Genomic DNA, 19,544 nt, shown 5'->3' on the forward strand with positions numbered 1-19,544 from the left:
AGGTTTCAATCGATTTATCTGAAAAATTTATGCAGCATCTTAAATTAATGGAGTATCAATCAGCTTTCGATCAAATTTTGATTATTGCAAATTACTTTGTTCATCAAACTCAAAGTCATCCTCAAATTATGGATTTCTTATTCTTTAACAGTAATACTTCTTTAATTAACAAAGATATCAATCTTACTGAATTTCCCCTCTTAAAGAAGATGGCAATCTTATCTAAACAAGCAAATAAATCGCACTTATCAGATCAAGACTTCTTTTTACAAATCTGGGCCTTTATCCAAGGTTATGCTCAGCTTGTTAAAAATGGAATTACTGTCTACGATGCACGTTTAGTACGTGAAACTTTGCTGCGTTTAACTAGTGATAAATAAATTTAATTTATAGTATAGCTAGGACTGAATTATATGATTGATAATTATCTGCTTGAAGAACTGGTGACTTTTGCTCGACTTGGCACTTTAGGCAAAACCGCTCAAGAGCTTGGTCTAACTCAACCGGCTCTAACTCATTCAATGAAAAAACTTGAAGATGAATTGAACGTCAAACTTTTTGATCGTAAACCAAACAAGATTTCGTTAACTGAAACCGGCAAATACGCAGCTCGTCAGGCCAAGATTTTACTTGATGACAATACTAATTTTATTAACAAGGTTAAACAATTTGAAAAAAATCAAATTACCATTACAATCGCCGCCAATGCTCCAGGTCCTTTAATTGTTGCTCGAGCTCTCAAAGATCCTAATCTGAACATTAAAGAAAATTTGATTCAAGATAATATCGAAGAATTGCTTGCTGAAGATCAAATTACTTGTTTTTTGACTAACAAGCCAATTGAGCAACGCGATATCACTTCAATTTATTTAGGAACTGAAAACATGTCAGTAAATTTACCTCAATCAGATCCTCTTTCAAAAAATGGATCAGTTAGCTATAGTGACTTAAGAGGCAAAAGTATCATGAGTCCAAATAGTATTGGTTTTTGGCAAAGAATTTATGAAAAAGAAATTCCTGACGCAAAAATCATCTATCAAAACGAAGCGCGTGTTTATAGTGAGATTTTAAATTATTCTATTTTGCCATCTTTTACAACTAATCTTACTGCTATTGATAAAAATTGGGGACTTAATTTACCAGGCAACCGTGTCACAATAGCTTTAGATGATCCAATTGCGGCTCAAAAATTTTATGCTGTATTTTTAAAACAAAATAAAAATCGCCTCGCGCTAGTTATTGAAAAACTCCAAGACCAATGCGCTCAAGTCGATTAATATTTTTATTTAACTATTAGATACCAATCAGCCAGCAGTTTTAGCTTTTGATTGGTATTTTTTTGTAGCATTTGATAACACTGTCACCTTTTGTATTCATCGCCATAGATATAGCGATGAAGCTTTAAATATTGCTGCTCCAGTTTTTTCTCATTAGCATTATCTTTAGCATAATAATATCTTTTTCCTTCTAAACCCTTAGGAGCATAGTTTTGTTTAGCAATTTGATACTGTTCACCAAAAGGTGATTTTAACAATCCTCCACCAGTGATTTCTTTAGCATGTTTATAATGAAAATCTCGCAAGCCAGCTGGCATTGGATGTTGACTAGGGTGGTCGCTATCTTGTTCCAATTTTTGCCATATTTCGTCAAAACTACCAGATTTTGGTGATAAGCACATCAGCATCGTCGCAAACATCAGAGGATATTTTGCTTTAGGCATCCCCACTTTTTCGGCCTGATTAGCTGCTACTACAATCTGAGTAACTTGTTGAGGATTAGCTAGTCCAATATAAGTATAAGGGATTTCACGCAGCCGTCTAACTACAGATGCAAGGTCGCCATTTTTTAGTAAGACTGCCAAATAATATAAAGCCGCATCAGTATCAGAGCCAGCCATCGAATCAGAATATGCAGCCAAATAATCATAATGCTTAGTAGCTCTACGATCATATGCAAAATGTTGCTGCTTTGCATAGCTGCTAACTTGCTCGCTACTTAATTTGTCTTGATCAATAGCATGTAGTGTTTCTAAAATATTGAGTGCGATTCTTACATCACCATCCGCACTTATTGCTATAGTTTTTAGTGCTTCAATTTCAATCTTATCTGACTTTTCATAAAGTAAATGTGCTGCTCTTTTTAAAATGGTAACGACGTCATCTTCGGCCAATAGCTTAAATTCAAAAATTTGACAACGCGATCTTACCGCAGGCACTAGGGACATAACTGGATTCTCCGTCGTAGCACCAATTAAAATTATGTGACCATCTTCTAAGTACGGTAATAAGAAATCCTGCAAAGTTTTCGTCATCCGGTGTATTTCATCAATCAGTAAAACAAAAGTCTGGTCAGGGTATTTTTCAATGATTTTTGTGAGTTTATTCTTATTATCAATTGAAGCATTGAAGCTTTCGAATTCATAGCCATATTCCTTAGCTACAATCCTAGCTAAAGTGGTCTTCCCCGTTCCTGGCGTTCCCCAAAATATTAAAGAAATAGGAACCTTATTTTCAATTATCCTTCTTAAAGATTTATCGCTTCCTAAAAGCTCACTTTGTCCTATAAAATCAGCTAAGCTGTTTGGACGCAAGCGTTCAGCTAATGGTTTATTAATAGTCATAATTTCCTTCTAAAATTAAATCTTGGCTGGAGAATGAATTAAGTTCCAGACCCAATATAGAGACATTAATATAATACTAACATATGCGATCAGAGTGATAATTTGTTCAAAAATCCCACCGACCTTATAGTGTAAAAGAATGCGCTTTTTCTTAGATCGTAAAAATGGTGCAAGCCAGTCAACCCCTTGATGACTAAAACTATCCTCAATCAAATGTAAAAAATATCCTATTACTAGCCCCAACCATAAAGCTGTCCAATAATTCAAAAGGGTAAAACTTTTAAATTGAATCGGCATTAATTTATTCATCAAATAATAAAGTCCACCAGCAAAAACGAGAAAACCAATCAGAGAATGAGTAATTCCGCGATGTCGTAAAAATAAACTAAAGTTAATGATCGATTTTCTACTAGCTGAACTATTATATTCATCGATGTCTGGCAAAGAAGCACCAACCGCTGTCGCAAATAATAACATAAAATTGGCTACTGGATTGGTAAATAAATGATTAGTTGCAATTAAACCAAATTCAACAATTGCCACGCTGGTTAATCGATGAGCACGCGTTAGCACAATCTTTCCCTCCCAAACATATATTCTGATACATTGTACCATACAAAAAGAGCTATTTCTTTAAAAATAGCTCTTTTTCAATAGTAGTTAAGTTAAGTTTTATTTATCTTAAATTTAATCATCTATTTTAATATATGACTTGATAACCTTACGATCCGCCATGTCCTTGTAAGCTTGATCAATCTGATTCAAATTAAATGTCTTAGTAAATACTTTTCCTGGATTAATTCGACTGTCCAAAACCGCTTTTAATAAAATTTCCTTATCATAGGTTGTCACTGAAGCAGGTCCACCAGCAACATACATATTTTTGTAGAAAGTTTCTGATAGATTTAGAGCTTCACCATGTGGTAACCCAACTCGGCCAACTTGAACAGCTTCTTTATTAGATAATTCTGTACCCACGCATTCTAAGACAGCATCTGCGCCTCCGTCAGTCAATTCAATTAACTTCTTGATACCTTGCTCACTTCGATCTGCTACGTTATCAGTTGCTCCAAATTCACGAGCTAAGGCTTCTCTATCTGTATGACGACTGGTAGAAATAATTTGTTTAGCACCGCGCAACTTAGCTGCAATAATAGCGCACAAGCCAACTGCCCCATCACCTAGTACGATAACACTGTCACCTGGTTGAACATTAGCCACTCTAGCAGCGTGATAACCAGTAGCCATTACGTCAGCCAAAGTTAATAAAGACTTAAGCATCCCTTCTGTATAATCACTTGGCTTTCCTGGTACTTTCACTAAAGCCCATTGACCATGTTGAAAACGAACATATTGAGCCTGATAACCAACTGAAAAGTTATCACCTAAATCATGACTTTGACAAACACCATCATATCCAGCTTGACACGTACGGCAATGACCACATCCATGTGTGAATGGAGCAATTACAAAGTCCCCTTTCTTAACACTTGTAATTGCGTCACCAGTATCTTCAACAATTCCGATAACTTCATGACCATCATTATCGTGTCCTTGTTCTTCTTTTCCAGTATATGCCCATAAGTCAGACCCACATACACTTGTCCTAATCACTCTGATGATAACATCGTCATCTTTCTCAATTTTGGGGATATCACGGTCAATAATCTTCATTTCTCCTGCTTCAACAAATTCAGCGTATTTCATCCTTTAATACTCTCCTTTAATACTTTTTCCAATCTCATATGCTTTTTGTGCAAATTTCTGCAACTTTTTTTGATTCCAAGAATCCTCTGCATAAATATCTCCTAGACTCGGCCAACGCATGTATTCTTGTAATTTTTTCATATGTAGTTTTATCGCGGCCACATCATCTTGACTTCCATATCCTGAGATCAAGACTACTGAATGCTTATCTTTTAATTCATGATTGTAATCATAAAAACGATCAATGACCGCTTTCAACTGTGCGTTAATTCCAAAATAATACATTGATGAGACTAAGACAACGATTTCAGCTTCTAATAATTTGGGTATTACTTCTTTTTCGATAAGATCATTATCTGGAATACCAACTTCCATTCCTGGTGCTTCTTCCAATTGTAAATAATGTGGCGAATTATTACCTTGAAGCCCGGCATCATATCGATAGACTTGGTTATCATTTAAGCGTGCACCTTTTTCAAATTTATCAGCTAAAAGTTGAGATGTTCCTGGAGTATGCGGACTGCCAGTTAGAATTACTATTTTTGTCACTTTCTTCACTCCCTGATTTAATTTACAAACTAATTATAGCTAGTACTTAATCTTGAGAAAATTTACTATTTTGAATGCTAGCTTAAATTTAATTTATACTATCTATTTTACTATTTTACTTATTGTTTAGTAAATTTAAGAGTGTATTATTATGATCACAAACTTATTAACAGACAGCTTTGATAAGAAAGTTAGTAATCTTAATTCGTTACAGAGAAGCCTTATACGCTGAGAAAGGCTATGAATATTTTACTAAATATCATCTTTGAGCTAGAAACTGTAATCAAAAGCAATTTCAGGGACAGCCCTCTATAGCTACAACGTATCGTTTATATCAACTGTACGTTTTAAGATACTAGTTTTTAGTAAAAATAGGTGGTACCGCGCAAAAAGCGCCCTATTCAGAGTCATCTGAACAGGACGTTTTTTATATATAGCTGTTATTGGATTAACGACGAAAGGAGAATTTTTATGAAGATGTCAAAATCCAAGCTACTCTCTCTCACTTTAGTTACATTGAGTTCGTTGAGTCTAGCTGCCTGCGGTAATAAAGCAGCAACTTTAAAAGATTCTGATCTCAAATTCAGTGAATCCACTCCTAAAAAGCCAATTAAAAAAGGAGGTACATTAACTTATGCTCTAGAAAATAATTCCCCTTTTACTGGAATTTTCTTATCAGAACTAGCAGATACCAGTCCTGATATTGAGGCTGCTTCACCTGGGCAAGAAGGCTTATTTGGAGCTGATGATCATTACAAATTCAATAATAAAGGTGCAGCAACCATTAAACTTAATCATAAAGACAATAGCGCTACTATTAAAATCAAAAATAATGTCCGCTGGTCAGATGGCAAACCGCTAACAGCCAAGGATGTGGAATATTCTTACGAAATTTTAGCCAATCCTAAAGTTCAAACTACTCAGTATTTGTCTTCTTTTGAAAATATCAAAGGAATGGCAGAATATCACCAAGGAAAAGCAAAGGAAATTTCTGGAATCCAAATGCCAGACGGCCCTAATGGAAAGGTGGTGATTTTGCACTTTAAAGAACTAAAACCAGCTATGCTTAATGCTGGCAACGGTTATTTCTGGGAACATGCTGCCCCTTATCATTATTTGAAAGACGTGCCTTTTGAAAAACTCGTTTCAAGTGATAAAGTTCGTAAACACCCACTCTTTTTTGGACCATATAAAATGGACAAAACCGTTCAAGGCCAATCGACTAGCTGGTCACGTAACCCATATTACTGGCGTGGAGAACCTAATTTTGCGCATATCCAAATGTCTAACATTAACACGTCTAATGTCTCTCAGGCAATCCGAAGCCGTAAATTTGATGTTGCTGGCGTAATTAACTCACAATATCCTCAAGTAAAAAATACCAAAGGAGTTAATTTCATTGGCAAAAAATCAAATCAATATGGATATGTGGCCTTCAAAGTTGGTAAATGGGACAACAAGTTGGGCAAAAATGTCGAAGATCCCCATGCCAAAATGAATAATCCTGCTCTACGAAAAGCGATGATGTATGCCATGAACAGTGACGTCATCAATGAACGTTATTTCCATAGATTGAAATTTAGAGTTCGTTCTCTAATTCCCCAACAATTCGGCCAGTATTCCGATCAATCTTTACCTTATTACTCTTATAATTTGAAAAAAGCTAATGAACTCCTTGATAAGGCTGGCTATAAGAAAAAAGGAACTTATCGTGTTCAACCAAATGGTAAAAAATTAGTAATTAATTTGGCAGTTCGCGCGTCGGGTAGTAATGCCGAAGCGGTCTGGACTAACTATATCCAGCAATGGAAAAAAGTCGGATTAAATGTGAAATTCGTTGGTGGACGTCCAATGGAATTCAATCATTGGGTTGATGCAGTTAAAGCTAGTGATCCCAAGATCGATGTTTTAGAAGGCGGGTGGGAACCAGCTGGTGACCCATCTCCTGCTCCATTTTATGGTGAAAGAATGCCATATAATTTCTCTCGTTTTGTTTCCCCTCAAAATAATAAACTATTAGAAGAAATCGATTCACAAAAAGCGTTTGATCAAAAATATCGTGTTAAAAAGATGCATGAGTGGCAAAAATGGATGTACAAAAACGCCTATGTTGTCCCAGTTAGCGGCTTTTATGATGTTCAAGCCTTAAATAAAAACATCACAGGTTGGTCCTACCGACCTTCAGCAAATGTTTGGTATGAAGCCGGATTTGCTAAATAATTTCCTTATCTACTTATCAACTTATCCTAATTCTAAACTGCTTCACTTTTGAAGCAGTTTTTCTTTTTTTGGCAGACAATACAGACAATTGTTTATCGTCTTCACACTCTCTTCAATTTCTTGATTTATCATGAAATATATAATTATGAAAGGACCAAAATGAATAAAAACTCATCTCTATCAAAAATATATCTTCTTTCAGATACTCATTTAATAGCTGACTCGCTACATGACTCTGGGTCTGCTTTTCAAAAAATGCGTGATACCAGTGCAGGTAAAGATTTAGATTATCAAGAAATTATGTTGAAAGCTTTTGTTAGAAAAATAATTCATGATAAACCCGATGCAGTTATAATTACTGGCGATCTGACTTTTAACGGTGAACACGAATCTGCCAAAAAACTAGCTGAAATTTTTCGCCCACTAATTAAAAACAAGATTGCTTTCTATCCAGTAGCTGGTAATCATGATATTAACGATGGCTGGGCAAGAAAATTCGAAAATAACCAACAAAATCGAGTAGATCAAATTAGTCCTCAGCAATGGCAAGAAATTTTTAACTTTTCATATCAAAAAGCCCAAAGTATTGATTCTTCTTCATTGGCTTACAGTGTTATCCTTAATCAAAAATATCGACTTATTTTCGCTGATTCAAACATCTATCCGTTAACTACCTCACTTGTAAGTCCAATTACAAAAGGTGAAATTTCTAAAACTGAGTTAGCTTGGATCGAGTCTCAACTTCAAGAAGCCCAAGATAATAGGCAATCTGTCTTATTTTTTATGCATCATAATTTATATAATCATAACACCGTTATCCATGAGGGCTTTACTTTAGAAAACGCTAACGAACTTCAAACTTTATTTACTAAGTATAAGGTAAAGGCTGTCTTTACTGGTCATATTCATGCTCAAAACATTGCGAGTCCTCAAAATCAGTGTCCTAGCTATGATATTGCTAGTTCTTGTTTTTGCATGTGTGACCAAGGCTATGGTGTAATTACACTACACAACAATAAGCTGCAATATGCCAAAAAGAGTTTCAATTACAAAAAATATATTAATGATGCTGAAAAAAGTATTGTGCCAAATAATTTTCATCAATACCTAAAATTACGTTTCTTCAAAACTAATGAACAACAGCTACGTCATTTTAAGAAGGACTTCTCCAATCAACAAGATTATTGGGACATCATCAACTTCACTAACAAATTAAATTGGAATTTCTTTATCGGCAAAAGCTACTATACACCTGAACAAAAGAAAAAGATTTTAACTTCAAGAGCTTACACGCTTTTATCGCAGCATCTTACTGAGCTAAAACCTTATATTGATTCATTATTAGAAATTAAACATGAAAGTAACTATCTTGAATTGAAACTTTAAATTAAACTATACAGCCGCCCACTTTTGATGAAAATGATCGAATAAATTCTCATTGTTACCTAAAGTCGTCAAAACTTTTTGTCTATCAAATACATTTATGTTATTAAAATTCAATATTTGATAGATTGCTTGTAGCTCATTAAACGTTATATGATCCAAATTCAATTTAACTCTTTTGCCATCATTTAAAGTTAGGAAGATTGCCAAAGTATCAGGATTAAAATTAAAAGGACTAATTCTAGGAATTTTAATATAAATAACCTCAGCTTCTTGGATCTGACTATACTTAATCGTCTTTTCTGACTTTTTTCTAAGCTTAAGAAGCTGCAATAATTTTACAATACCATTTTGACTGTATGAATAAATAGAAATATCTGAATTATTCATCAGCCAATACTTATCCCTAAAACATACAGGCAATGTAATTAATAGACCAATAACTAAAACAAGCAAAAATATCCACCAAGGTTGATAACCAAAACCAGTAAATAATAATGATACAAAAACGACAGCTAAGATTCCCCAGATAACATGACTAATTCTGGGTTGTCTGCCAATAGCAATCGTGTTAGGATGAGTTAATTCTTTTGAGTTTAAATTCAGATATTCATCTAGTCGTTTTTGTTTGTTAAAAGCTAAATAAAGCTTGCCGTCTTTGAGCAAGTTGAAATCATTTTCTGAGATCTCAACTTTTTGACCCAATTCTTGAGTAAATCTGATTCCTTTTAATAAGGAAGAGTGCGATTTATCCATGATCTATTCCTCATTTATTAATATGTATCCGTTTACACATATTATAAACCCTAGTATGGCAAAAGTTTTAGTCTTATAGATAATCCTAATTCAAAAAAGCAAAGAAACAATCTGCTCTTGTTTCTCTGCTCTATATACATTATTTAATCCGTTATAACATTTTCAAAATTTCGATAATAAATCTTTTCGAGTCCTTTTTGCCCGATTCCTGTTTTATCTATTGCATCTTCAACTAATTGTGTGGCTTCCGCTGGTGCTAGACCAAATGGCGCGTCAGTTCCAAACAAAACATGCTCATTACCATAATAATTATATGAAATAACCCCTGAAACTGTTGAACAAATTTCAGGGGTTACTTTTTTTATAAAAAATTATGCTTTTTCATTCTCTGTTCAAAAATGCCATTCACTAAGTCTGTCATTTCTTGCTTTTGCTCAGCAGTTGGTTCTCCATTTTCAAACACTTTATATAAATCTACATGCTCTCTTGCAATCAATTTACAAGTTCCTTCGGTCGCATGTTTTCTAAAGATCTTAGGAATCTTTTCTAAATATTCTGGTTTTACAAGTGCAATAATTTTTTCATTAGCTGTCACAATCATGCCTCCACTTACTTATTTATAGTTATTTTATACTCGGAGGTAACTTTTTTGCAAGTCTCCCAGTAAAATAGAGACAGATTCTGCCTTGCAATAACAGAAAGATCATATTTGAATTATAGAAAATTCTTACTTAATTATCTTTGCATAATGGGCCGGAATCCATTGATTTTGATTTCCAATACGATAGTAACGTAATTTACCAATATTCTTTTGAGCCCACACTTTATATCTAGCACCATCTTCTACAAAAGTACTATCTTTGTCAGAAAGATATTTACCTTGTGCATCGACAAGCTTTACTCTTCCTTTTCCTTTATAAACCACCTGTAAAATGGCTTGCATTGGTTTTTCTTGATCTTCTAATTGAATATAACGAGCGCAAATCCACTGATTTTGATTTCCAATACGATAATAAACTTCTCCATTAATTATCTTCTTAGCAAAAATCTTATAACGTACTTTATTTGCTACAAAAGTAGTCTTAATATCACTCAGGTATTGGCCATTTTGGTCAGTTAATCTAACTTTACCTTTTCCTGTATAAACCACAGTTAATATTCCTGAGATAGGAGTTTCGTCTAATTCAGAATTCTGCTTTATCTGGTCATCTTGGCTCACTTTATCATCTGAAATGATATTATCTGGATTCTTAGATTCACTGAGTTCAACTACTAATGTACTTAGCGGCAATAAAGTAGTTGTAGAACTTAAAAGGGTTCTTTCTTCACTATCGAGCAATTTTTTAGCTTGAGTCAAATCAACTTGCTTTAACTGAGAAGCCTGATTCTTTACGTTAAAGACAACATAGATTTTTTTACCAGAATTATTGTATTCAAAAGCAAAAACTCCATCTTTACCATCATCAATAACTTTTACACTCTTATTGATTGCTGGATAGTCATTTTGTCTAAAGACAGCTTGACTCTTCCGCAAGTTGATCAATTCCTTGACATAATTTACTAGTTCTTCATTGTCTTTAACTCTATTCCAGTTAATTTGATTTTCTTCGATTGGGGAATTATAACTATTTTCATTACCATTCTTTGTTCTCAAGCTTTCTTGTCCAGAATGAATGAAGGGAACTCCTTGAGCAAGCAGTGCCATTGAAGTAGCTAACTTATCGCGTTTAACGATATTTTCTTTACTTTCATTTGGTAAGAGGGCTGTCAACATATCATACAAAGTTCGATTATCATGGCAAGCTACATAGTTGATTGTTTGTTCTGGTGCTTGGTAAGGATGCGACGGATCAAAGTTGCGATAACCTTGTCCTCCCAAAAAGCCAGCTACGAACTTTTCGGCGTCTTCACTATAGTTTTTCTCTTGTCCATTTCCTTCAACTAATCCTTTCGATAAGCCCCCAAACTCAGCCCCTTTGATTGCATTACGGATATCATCTGAAAAATAACCAACAGATTTATTTACCAAATTAGCATGACGTTGATCAGCAGCTTGATCTTGATTGGTTTGTCTCATGCTCCAGCCTTCGCCGTAAACCATAATACTTGGATCAATTTTATTTAATTCGTTTCTAATTTCATTCATTGTATCAATATCTAAAATACCCATTAAATCGAAGCGAAAACCGTCTAGATTATAGTTCTTAGCCCAATATTTGACTGAATCAACGATATATTTACGTACCATCTTACGTTCACTAGCAACATCGTTACCACATCCCGTACCGTTAGTAGTATGACCGTCCTTATCATATTGAAAATAATAACCTGGCACAGTCTTATATAAAGCTTGTTTTTCACGATCAAAAACGTGGTTATAAACAACATCCATGTTTACACGTAAGCCTGCCTTATGAAGTCCATCAATCATCTGCTTCATTTCCATGATGCGAACTTTAGGATCTTCGGCGTCAGTGGCAAAAGTTCCCTCTGGTACATTGTAATTCTTAGGGTCATAGCCCCAGTTATAAGTATTTTGTGGATCTTTTTCATCAATACTTGCAAAATCAAACATCGGCATTAATTGTACATGTGTGATTCCCAGAGATTTTAAGTAATCTAAGCCTGTCACTTGTCCAGACGTAGTCTTTGCCGATTCAATCATTCCTAGATATTTACCGCGATTTTTAATACCTGAATTAGGATCACTTGTAAAGTCTCGGATACTTGTTTCATAGATAATCGCATCTGTTGGCTTTGAAAAACTTGGCAATCTGGAAAAGCCGGCCGGCTTAATTGCATCGTAATCATCAATAACGCTGCGATCGCCATTAATCGTAACTTCCTTAGAATAAGGATCATTAGTCTGATTTACCATGCCATTGGCAAAAGTAAGTGTAAAATCATAAGCCCAGTTCTTATAATCACGATCCTCTAAAACTGCACTCCATACACCTTTATCTTGGCGTGTCATAGCGACAGTTCTATTAGCCTTAGCATCATCTTTCCAAGAATCATATAAGTTCAAATCAACTGATTTTGCAGTTGGTGCCCATAACTTAATTTGCGTTTTATGGTCCATGTATTGAACCCCTAAATCATCACCATCATAGTAATATTTTTTATCAAATTCAGTAGAACGAATATAATTACCACTATCGATTGCTTTAAAGTTATCTCCCAAACCAATTTGATTATTGTCAAAGATACTTAGGTCTTTTTGAGTTGTAACTTTAAAATTCTTACTTTTACCATCTTGATCTGGATTTAAGGCTTCAACTTCTTTGATTTCATTATCTTTAATGTGTAATTGCTCTTTTGCTTCTTTTGGCGTCATAGCTTTTCCCGTTTCAATTGTCAATGTGTTACTTGTATCCATTGCAGCTTGACTAATGCTGTCTTTGGTTAGTGCAAAACTTTTAGTGTAATAAGCTGTCGAATCACCACTTGTAAGATAAATATTAGTTTTGTTGCCAGGTAAGACCGTGAAGCTACGTGTTATTTCATCACTACCAATTGGTGAAACAAAAATCTTATTAAAGTCCTTTTCAGAAGAAATCTTGAAATTTGTTTCTTGATTATTTAAGTCAGCTGTTTTTTTATTCAGATCGGTATTAGTCCAATAGGAAATTTGTTTTGCTTGTTTGTTTCCATAATAATGCAAGTTTACATCAGCTGCTTTTGTCTGATAGTTAGCTGTTTGCTCGTCATCACTTCCAGCTTTATACCAGACCTCAGCTTTTCCATTATTATCAACTTTGACCTTTCGATCTTGACCTGCACCATCTTTATCCCAGGAATTTTTATCCTTGATTAAAATTCCGACTTCTTGAATATTTCCTTTCAAATCAAGATTAAGATAATAACCATTATTATTCTTACCAGTCCATTCATATTGATCACCACTACCACTTGGCTTTAATAGCCAAATATATGGCTTCCATTTTTCTCCATTACCATCATAATGAACCACTACTTTTGTGGAATCTTGTTGAGATGTTAAGTCAGTTGGGTCTGGTCTTTTGTTTTGTTGAATATTAGTAAGCTGATTATTAGTTTGCTCTTGCGCTGCTTGAACCTTGTTTGTATTTAAAGCCAAACTAACTCCTAAGATAGCCCCAGCACAGATAAATACTTGTTTAAAAGTTCGATAATGTTTTGATGTCTTCATTATTCTTATCCTCCAAAAGAAATTAATTTCAGTTTATCAGAAAGCGTTTACATTGACAATCAACTTTTCCAGTGTTACCGCTAACAAATTTAAATAAAAAAAGATTTAATTCTGAGCAAACCTCAAAATCAAATCTTTTAGACGCCATTATTAACTTTTCAAAAATTAGTAATCTTCATCTTCTCGCATTTCAGCTGGCCAGCCATCTATTGGCTTGCGTTGATCTAACTTACGCAATTTCTTCAAATCATCTTCACCTAATTCAAAGTCAAAAATATCGATATTTGACTTAATATGCTCAGGATTAGTTGACCGCGGAATCGTCATAATATTATTTTGGATTAAATATCGTAAGATTACTTGAATTGGAGATTTACCATATTTTGATCCAATTTCTTGTAAAACTAGATTACTCATTAAATTCTGCTGACCGTTACCTAACGGACTATAACTTTCATGAATTATTCCTTCTTTTTCTAAAAACTCATGCATCTTCCATTGTTGTAAAAACATATGAGTTTCAATTTGATCAACCATTGGCCGTACTTGCCCCTGATTGATCAGTTCTAATGTTTGTCTACTGTTAAAATTACTAATTCCAATCGCACGTGCTTTACCAGCTTGATAGGCTTCCTCGAGTGCACGCCAAGTATCCAAATCATGCCCCATTGGCCAATGAATTAGGACTAAATCAAAATAATCCAGTCCACTTCTTCTCAAAGATTCATCTAAGCCTGCTTTAGTAGCTTCATAGCCATCTGTCATTGTCTTAGTCGTAATAAAGACTTCATCACGCTTCAACTTACTTTCCCTAACTGCTTCACCAACTTGTTCTTCATTTTGATAATATTGAGCAGTATCAATTAAACGATACCCATCTTCTAAAGCTGATAAAACTGATTGTTTAGTTTGAGCAGGACTAATTTCAAAAGTTCCAAAGCCTAAAATTGGAATTTTCACACCATTGTTTAATGTTAACTCTTTCATAATTGCCTCTTTATAATAAAATATTATCTTTCATTGATAATGATATAACAAACTTCAAATTTTATTGATATAAAAGTCTTTTCTTAAATTAAGGTATAAAAAAGAGCTGCTAATTCAAGCAACTCCTCGATTTTTATTTAGTTGATTCGTGATCTTCATCTGGTCTTATTCTTTTTTGCGGACCCATCGATACTAAGAAACTTACAATTGGAAATCCTAAATATAGAAACATCGATAAGTATGGATTAACAAAAGATAAGCCGATCAAAATAAGATTAAATAAGATGGTAACGCATGTACGTAAAATAGTAAATTTAGCTGTTGTCTTAGAATCAATTTCAAACGTTTTTTTAAAGCCTAAAATCTGTAGACCTGCTACAAATAAATTAGCAACTAAGAAGACGACACCATAATTAACTATGGAGAGTGAACTCGGCTTAAGCATTACCCATTTTGCCATTACCGGCATTAATGAAAGCGATGCTAGCAAAAGCAAATCAACAACTGCTATGCTCTTTCCAGGTCGATAAATCTGAAAAGCGTAAATATTGTGGAGATCGTACCAGAATTTCCCAATGATCAAAAAGGTAATAAAAAATATCCCAATATCATGCAAAAATTCCGTATAGTGCGCCATATTCACAGGTGGTTGAATTTCTAAAACAATGATCGTCATGATAATTGCCAAGACACCAGTATTTAATTCCATCAAATGTGAATAAAGAAGCTCTGGCTCATTTTTAAACTTCTCATAAATAGCCATATTCTTCTCACTATTCTTTTTTGGAATAGGTGGCTGTCGGCGATGCTTATTTGATTTATCCATTTTTATTTTCTTTCTTTACTGCATATGCTTTTGGCTGATCAATTAACAACAGCATCAAAATTATTAATAAAGCCGTGATTCCAATGATTTGATTCATCATTTTAAGATCACTTCTTTCTATTATATTATTTTTTAAATTGATTATGAACATATTCAGCATAAAGTGGTGTGGACTTGATTAATTCTTCATGCGTCCCTGAACCCGAAACAGTTCCATGATCAATAAAGTAGATTCGGTCGGCATCAACAATTGTACTTAAACGGTGGGCAATTACTAATGTCATTCGGTTCGTCATTAAACTACCTAGGGCTTTTTGCACCATAGCTTCAGATTCAGAATCTAGACTCGCAGTGGCTTCATCAAGCATTAAGATCTTTGGATCACGCAAGAATGCACGTGCAATCGCAATTCTCTGTCTTTGTCCACCTGAAAGTTTTACCCCTCGTTCACCAATTTGAGTTTCGAGACCATCTTCAGATTCTTTAACAAATTTATCAGCATAAGCCATCTTTAAGACACGCCATAGTTCGTCGTCATTAACTTCGCGATCCAAACCATAAACTAAGTTTTCACGAATAGTACCTGGCATAACTGCTGAGTTTTGACCCACAAGTCCAATTTGCTGACGCCAATCAGTTAAGTCAATATCTTCAATATTTTGACCACCAATAGTAATCTCACCTGAAGTTGGTTGATAGAAACGTTCAATTAGTGAAAAGATTGTCGATTTACCTCCACCTGATGGTCCTGCAAAGGCAACGACACTATTTGGTTTAGCCAAAATATTAATGTCGTGTAAGATTTGCTTACCTTTCTCATAGGAAAAATCAACGTTGTGTAATTGCAATTCTTTATTTGCAATATTAACTTTTTGATTATCTGCTGATTTTTCTTCAGGTTCGTCAAGCATTTCGCCAATACGTTCTGTTGAACCTGATGTCTTAGATAATTCGTTAAAGAACTGACTGATCATAATTACTGGACCCATCAATTGGAATAAGTACATTAAAAATGAAATGAGTGCACCCATACTTAATGAGCCGTTCATCACCCTAATTCCACCATACATTAAGATACCAATTACTAAGATCATCATTAACATATTAGAAATAGGTTGCATCAAAGAATTAATCCAAGATTCTTTTACCCCTATTGAATAAAGATTATCAATTCTCTTAAAACCAGTAGCCCGTTCTTTACTTTCAGAATCACTTGACTTAACCAAACGAATTTCGCTTAACACATTAGTTGAATCACTAGAAAAGTTAGCAAGCTCATCTTGACGTGCTCGGCCAATTCTACCTGATAACTTCATAAACGGTAACAATGCAAAAATCACCAGTGGAACCGCCAATAACATAATTAAGGTCATTTGCCAGTCCATCATAAACATAATAACCATTGCTCCAAAAAATTGAAGTAGCGAAGTAATGGCAGTTGGCAAAGTATTAGCAAGTAAATTCTTAACTTGTGACGTATCATTAACAAGTCGTGAAGCAATTTCACCTGTTTGAGTATTATCAAAATACTTAACCGGCATCTTCAATAATTTTGACCATAATTTCTTACGTAACTTAGAAACAACATGTTCTCCAAATACCCCAAGAATATAGCCGGAAACGGCACTAATTAAGACGCCACCAACAAATACTACTCCAGTTAGAACAACTAAATTGATATTTAGATGCTTAAAGCCATTAATCAAACGTTGTGCAAATTGAGGAACGATTAAGTTCGCTCCAGTCCCAATCAAGCCGGCAAGAATCCCAACAATTAATTGCCAGTATTTGGGATGAACTTGATTAATTAATTTGAAAAAGTCACTAAAGCTAAAATTGTTTCGTCCTTTTTCAACGCGTGGACCTCCTGGTCCTGGTCTTCCTCCACCCATTTTGATTCCCCCCCTTAACAGTTAGGTATCTAATAATTAACAACGAATTATATTTAAACATTTAGGTGTCTAACTGTCAAGTAGCTAATCAAATTATTTTTGGATCTGTTTATTGAACTCTTGAAGTAATGGAATTAATTGATCTAATAAGCTTTCATCAACTCGGGCTGATAATTTTCGTAGAATTTTATCAAAACTCTTTTTCATTTTGATAACTTCTTGTTTACCAGCATCTGTCAAATAAAGTCTTTTTATTCTTGCTGACTTAGGATCTTGCTTACGCTCAAGATACCCATCGCGTTCAAGATTTTTAAGCATATTGGTTACACTCGCATTTCGCAAATGAAAAGTGTCTGCGAGTTGTCTTTGAATAACACCAGGATGATCTTCAATATACATCAGAGTACGACCTTGCTGGGGTGTGAGGCTAGTTAGTTTAACCTCTTCACCATAAAATCTTCTTGAGAAGACAAAATAAAAACGCAATAAGTCTCCCATCTGTCTGAATTTTTCTATTTTGCTTGTCATAGTTGTCCCTCACTTGATTGTTAGTTATTTTACTATTAGATACCTAATTATAAGGCAACGATACTAAAAAGAAAAGAAGTATAAAATACGGTTTTGATAGCTTCGCTTGTGTTAAATATGATTCTTGAAGCCAAATATTTAAAATCAGCTCCATAATTTGCTATATTTAGGATAAAAATAGATAGCAAGAAGGAGAAAAAATGATGGTTACATTTAAAGGCAAAGAAGTCAAATTACTAAGCACTCCACCAAAAGTCGGTCAACAGATGCCTGACTTTACAGTTTTGAACAAAGATAATCAAGAAGTTACTAAAAATGACCTATCAGGCAAGATAACTCTAATCAGTGTAGTACCAGATATTAATACCCCTGTTTGCAGTATCCAAACCAAAACTTTCAATAAGAAAATGGATCAATATCCTAAAGTAAACTTTTTAACAATTTCAACTAACACTATTGCTGATCAGCAAAAATGGTGTGCTGCTGAAGATGTTAAAAATATGGAATTGATGTCTGATAAAAATTTATCATTTGGTAAAGCAACTGGTTTACTAATTCCAGAATCTGGTATTCTTGCTCGCTCTGTATGGGTTCTTGACCCCAATGGTAAAATCTTATATCGTGAATTAGTTGAAGAAATTACCCATGAACCAAATTATGATGCAGTATTAAACGAATTAAAACAATTACGTTAAGATTATTAGATGAGCCTATATATTTAAGTCAATAAAAAGTGTTTACTAACTTAGTTAAAACTTGATAGTAAACACTTTTTTGATTACTTCGTAAAAAATTATTAGTTGACTTGAAGTAAACTCCAAGTATTAAACTTACTACATAAAAACAACTTAATAAGTGAAAGGATATGTAAAATGACTAAAGAAGCAAAAATTGTTTTAGGAACTTGGGCCTGGGGTGATAATGGCTGTTACTAAGGGTGTTCTACCGTAACTAGTGCTAAACATGTTGATGATGCAGCAAAAGTTATCACAAGCACTCTAACCTCAGATGAAATCAAAAAACTAGAAACAGTTGCTGATAAAGCCGGCGTTAATACAATTGATAGCTGGGAACAAGACATGCGTGAATAAAGGAACTCCTATGCCTGATTTAACAATTACTGCCGTAAGTAAAAAATATGATATCAGTTCAGATACACTTCGTTATTATGAAAGAATTGGTTTAATCCCCCACGTTCCGAGAAAGAAAAATGGAAATCGTTATTATACTGAGGGGATGCAAGACTGGATTGAAATGATTGTTTGTTTGCGTCATTCAGGCGTAACTATCGAAGCACTAATTGATTATGCACAAATGCTTGAAAAAGGCGATTCTACTCTTGAAGCACGAGAAGCACTACTGCGCGAACAATTATCTTTATTAGAAGAGAAAAAATTCAACTTAAACCGTTCGATTAATCGCTTAAAGCATAAAATCTCTCTCTATGAAACTGGCAAAATAAAAAAAGGTAAATCATATTTTGAAGAATATAAAATTAAAGATGATTAAGGAGGAATAGATATGTCATTAACAGTTAATCTTTACTATACTGGTAAAAATGGAAGTGCACGTAAATTTGCCGAAGAAATGGAAAGTAGTGGCGTAGCTGATCGCATTCGAAAAGAACTGGGAAATGAAAAGTATGATTACTTTATTCTATTAGATGATCCTGAAACTATTTTGCTAATTGATAGCTGGAAAAATCAAGAGTCACTTGATGCTCATCATGCTTTACCAATGATGCAAGAATTGGCAGACCTACGTAAAAAATACGATCTTCATATGCGCGTAGAACGCTACATTTCTGATAAAAATGGTATTCCAAGTAGTGATCAAAAATTCATTCGAAAATAATAAATTTAAAACAATTTTGAACGTACCCCTATTCTTAGAGGTGCTTTTTTG

19 protein-coding genes are annotated in these 19,544 nt (G+C 34.2%); 7 read left to right on the top strand and 12 right to left on the bottom strand.

The window, feature by feature from the left end:
• Together Q0Y70_RS06240 and Q0Y70_RS06245 are read left to right on the top strand one after the other, a co-directional pair.
• Nucleotides 1–380 (top strand): TetR/AcrR family transcriptional regulator (locus Q0Y70_RS06240; RefSeq protein ID WP_297818349.1); only part of this gene is annotated, 380 nt, incomplete at its 5' end.
• Nucleotides 381–413: 33 nt separating this feature from the next.
• Entirely contained in the window at nucleotides 414–1,277 is an 864-nt protein-coding gene (locus Q0Y70_RS06245) for a LysR family transcriptional regulator (protein WP_297818353.1), read from the top strand.
• Between the two features lie 83 nt (nucleotides 1,278–1,360).
• Here the strand turns inward: Q0Y70_RS06245 and Q0Y70_RS06250 are convergent, their stop codons facing one another.
• From Q0Y70_RS06250 to Q0Y70_RS06265, 4 genes are all read right to left on the bottom strand, one after another.
• On the bottom strand, nucleotides 1,361–2,620 hold the full coding sequence (locus Q0Y70_RS06250; protein WP_297818361.1) for a replication-associated recombination protein A: 1,260 nt from the start codon (nucleotides 2,618–2,620) through the stop codon (nucleotides 1,361–1,363).
• 15 nt (nucleotides 2,621–2,635) lie between these two features.
• Nucleotides 2,636–3,193, bottom strand: coding sequence for a metal-dependent hydrolase (locus Q0Y70_RS06255; protein ID WP_297818365.1), 558 nt, complete (start codon nucleotides 3,191–3,193; stop codon nucleotides 2,636–2,638).
• 114 nt (nucleotides 3,194–3,307) lie between these two features.
• Nucleotides 3,308–4,327 carry an alcohol dehydrogenase catalytic domain-containing protein gene (locus tag Q0Y70_RS06260; protein WP_297818368.1) on the bottom strand — a complete coding sequence of 340 codons (1,020 nt, stop codon included), beginning with the start codon at nucleotides 4,325–4,327 and terminating at the stop codon, nucleotides 3,308–3,310.
• Nucleotides 4,328–4,330: 3 nt separating this feature from the next.
• Entirely contained in the window at nucleotides 4,331–4,876 is a 546-nt protein-coding gene (locus tag Q0Y70_RS06265; protein ID WP_297818374.1) for a flavodoxin family protein, read from the bottom strand.
• Between the two features lie 471 nt (nucleotides 4,877–5,347).
• Here Q0Y70_RS06265 and Q0Y70_RS06270 point away from each other — a divergent pair, with 471 nt between their 5' ends.
• Nucleotides 5,348–7,096 (top strand): oligopeptide ABC transporter substrate-binding protein, encoded by a 1,749-nt coding sequence (locus Q0Y70_RS06270; protein WP_297818384.1) that lies wholly within the window; start codon nucleotides 5,348–5,350, stop codon nucleotides 7,094–7,096.
• 159 nt (nucleotides 7,097–7,255) lie between these two features.
• The gene (locus Q0Y70_RS06275; protein WP_297818391.1) at nucleotides 7,256–8,482 is read left to right on the top strand and encodes a metallophosphoesterase; all 1,227 of its coding nucleotides are present in this window, start codon (nucleotides 7,256–7,258) and stop codon (nucleotides 8,480–8,482) included.
• A gap of 6 nt (nucleotides 8,483–8,488) precedes the next feature.
• Here the strand turns inward: Q0Y70_RS06275 and Q0Y70_RS06280 are convergent, their stop codons facing one another.
• The 8 genes from Q0Y70_RS06280 to Q0Y70_RS06315 form a co-directional block, all read right to left on the bottom strand.
• Complete coding sequence (locus tag Q0Y70_RS06280; RefSeq protein ID WP_297818398.1) at nucleotides 8,489–9,235, bottom strand: hypothetical protein; 747 nt, start codon at nucleotides 9,233–9,235, stop codon at nucleotides 8,489–8,491.
• Between the two features lie 143 nt (nucleotides 9,236–9,378).
• Nucleotides 9,379–9,522 carry a hypothetical protein gene (locus Q0Y70_RS06285; RefSeq protein WP_297818401.1) on the bottom strand — a complete coding sequence of 48 codons (144 nt, stop codon included), beginning with the start codon at nucleotides 9,520–9,522 and terminating at the stop codon, nucleotides 9,379–9,381.
• Between the two features lie 74 nt (nucleotides 9,523–9,596).
• Nucleotides 9,597–9,830, bottom strand: a complete 234-nt coding sequence (locus tag Q0Y70_RS06290) for a hypothetical protein (protein ID WP_297818404.1) — start codon at nucleotides 9,828–9,830, stop codon at nucleotides 9,597–9,599.
• Between the two features lie 132 nt (nucleotides 9,831–9,962).
• Nucleotides 9,963–13,406 carry a type I pullulanase gene (gene pulA / locus Q0Y70_RS06295; RefSeq protein ID WP_297818408.1) on the bottom strand — a complete coding sequence of 1,148 codons (3,444 nt, stop codon included), beginning with the start codon at nucleotides 13,404–13,406 and terminating at the stop codon, nucleotides 9,963–9,965.
• 165 nt (nucleotides 13,407–13,571) lie between these two features.
• Complete coding sequence (locus tag Q0Y70_RS06300; RefSeq protein ID WP_297818411.1) at nucleotides 13,572–14,393, bottom strand: aldo/keto reductase; 822 nt, start codon at nucleotides 14,391–14,393, stop codon at nucleotides 13,572–13,574.
• A 133-nt stretch (nucleotides 14,394–14,526) separates the two neighbouring features.
• Nucleotides 14,527–15,219 (bottom strand): TMEM175 family protein, encoded by a 693-nt coding sequence (locus tag Q0Y70_RS06305; protein ID WP_297818414.1) that lies wholly within the window; start codon nucleotides 15,217–15,219, stop codon nucleotides 14,527–14,529.
• 125 nt (nucleotides 15,220–15,344) lie between these two features.
• Entirely contained in the window at nucleotides 15,345–17,111 is a 1,767-nt protein-coding gene (locus Q0Y70_RS06310) for an ABC transporter ATP-binding protein (protein WP_297818417.1), read from the bottom strand.
• 93 nt (nucleotides 17,112–17,204) lie between these two features.
• Entirely contained in the window at nucleotides 17,205–17,639 is a 435-nt protein-coding gene (locus Q0Y70_RS06315; protein ID WP_297818420.1) for a MarR family winged helix-turn-helix transcriptional regulator, read from the bottom strand.
• A 200-nt stretch (nucleotides 17,640–17,839) separates the two neighbouring features.
• Between Q0Y70_RS06315 and tpx the strand changes: the two genes are divergently transcribed.
• From tpx to Q0Y70_RS06330, 3 genes are all read left to right on the top strand, one after another.
• Complete coding sequence (tpx, locus tag Q0Y70_RS06320) at nucleotides 17,840–18,334, top strand: thiol peroxidase (RefSeq protein ID WP_297818425.1); 495 nt, start codon at nucleotides 17,840–17,842, stop codon at nucleotides 18,332–18,334.
• Between the two features lie 406 nt (nucleotides 18,335–18,740).
• The gene (locus Q0Y70_RS06325; RefSeq protein ID WP_297818435.1) at nucleotides 18,741–19,148 is read left to right on the top strand and encodes a MerR family transcriptional regulator; all 408 of its coding nucleotides are present in this window, start codon (nucleotides 18,741–18,743) and stop codon (nucleotides 19,146–19,148) included.
• A gap of 12 nt (nucleotides 19,149–19,160) precedes the next feature.
• Nucleotides 19,161–19,493, top strand: coding sequence for a putative quinol monooxygenase (locus tag Q0Y70_RS06330; protein ID WP_297818443.1), 333 nt, complete (start codon nucleotides 19,161–19,163; stop codon nucleotides 19,491–19,493).
• Nucleotides 19,494–19,544 lie beyond the last annotated feature (51 nt).

This window comes from uncultured Lactobacillus sp., from assembly GCF_947367085.1.
Taxonomy (GTDB): Bacteria; Bacillota; Bacilli; order Lactobacillales; family Lactobacillaceae; genus Lactobacillus.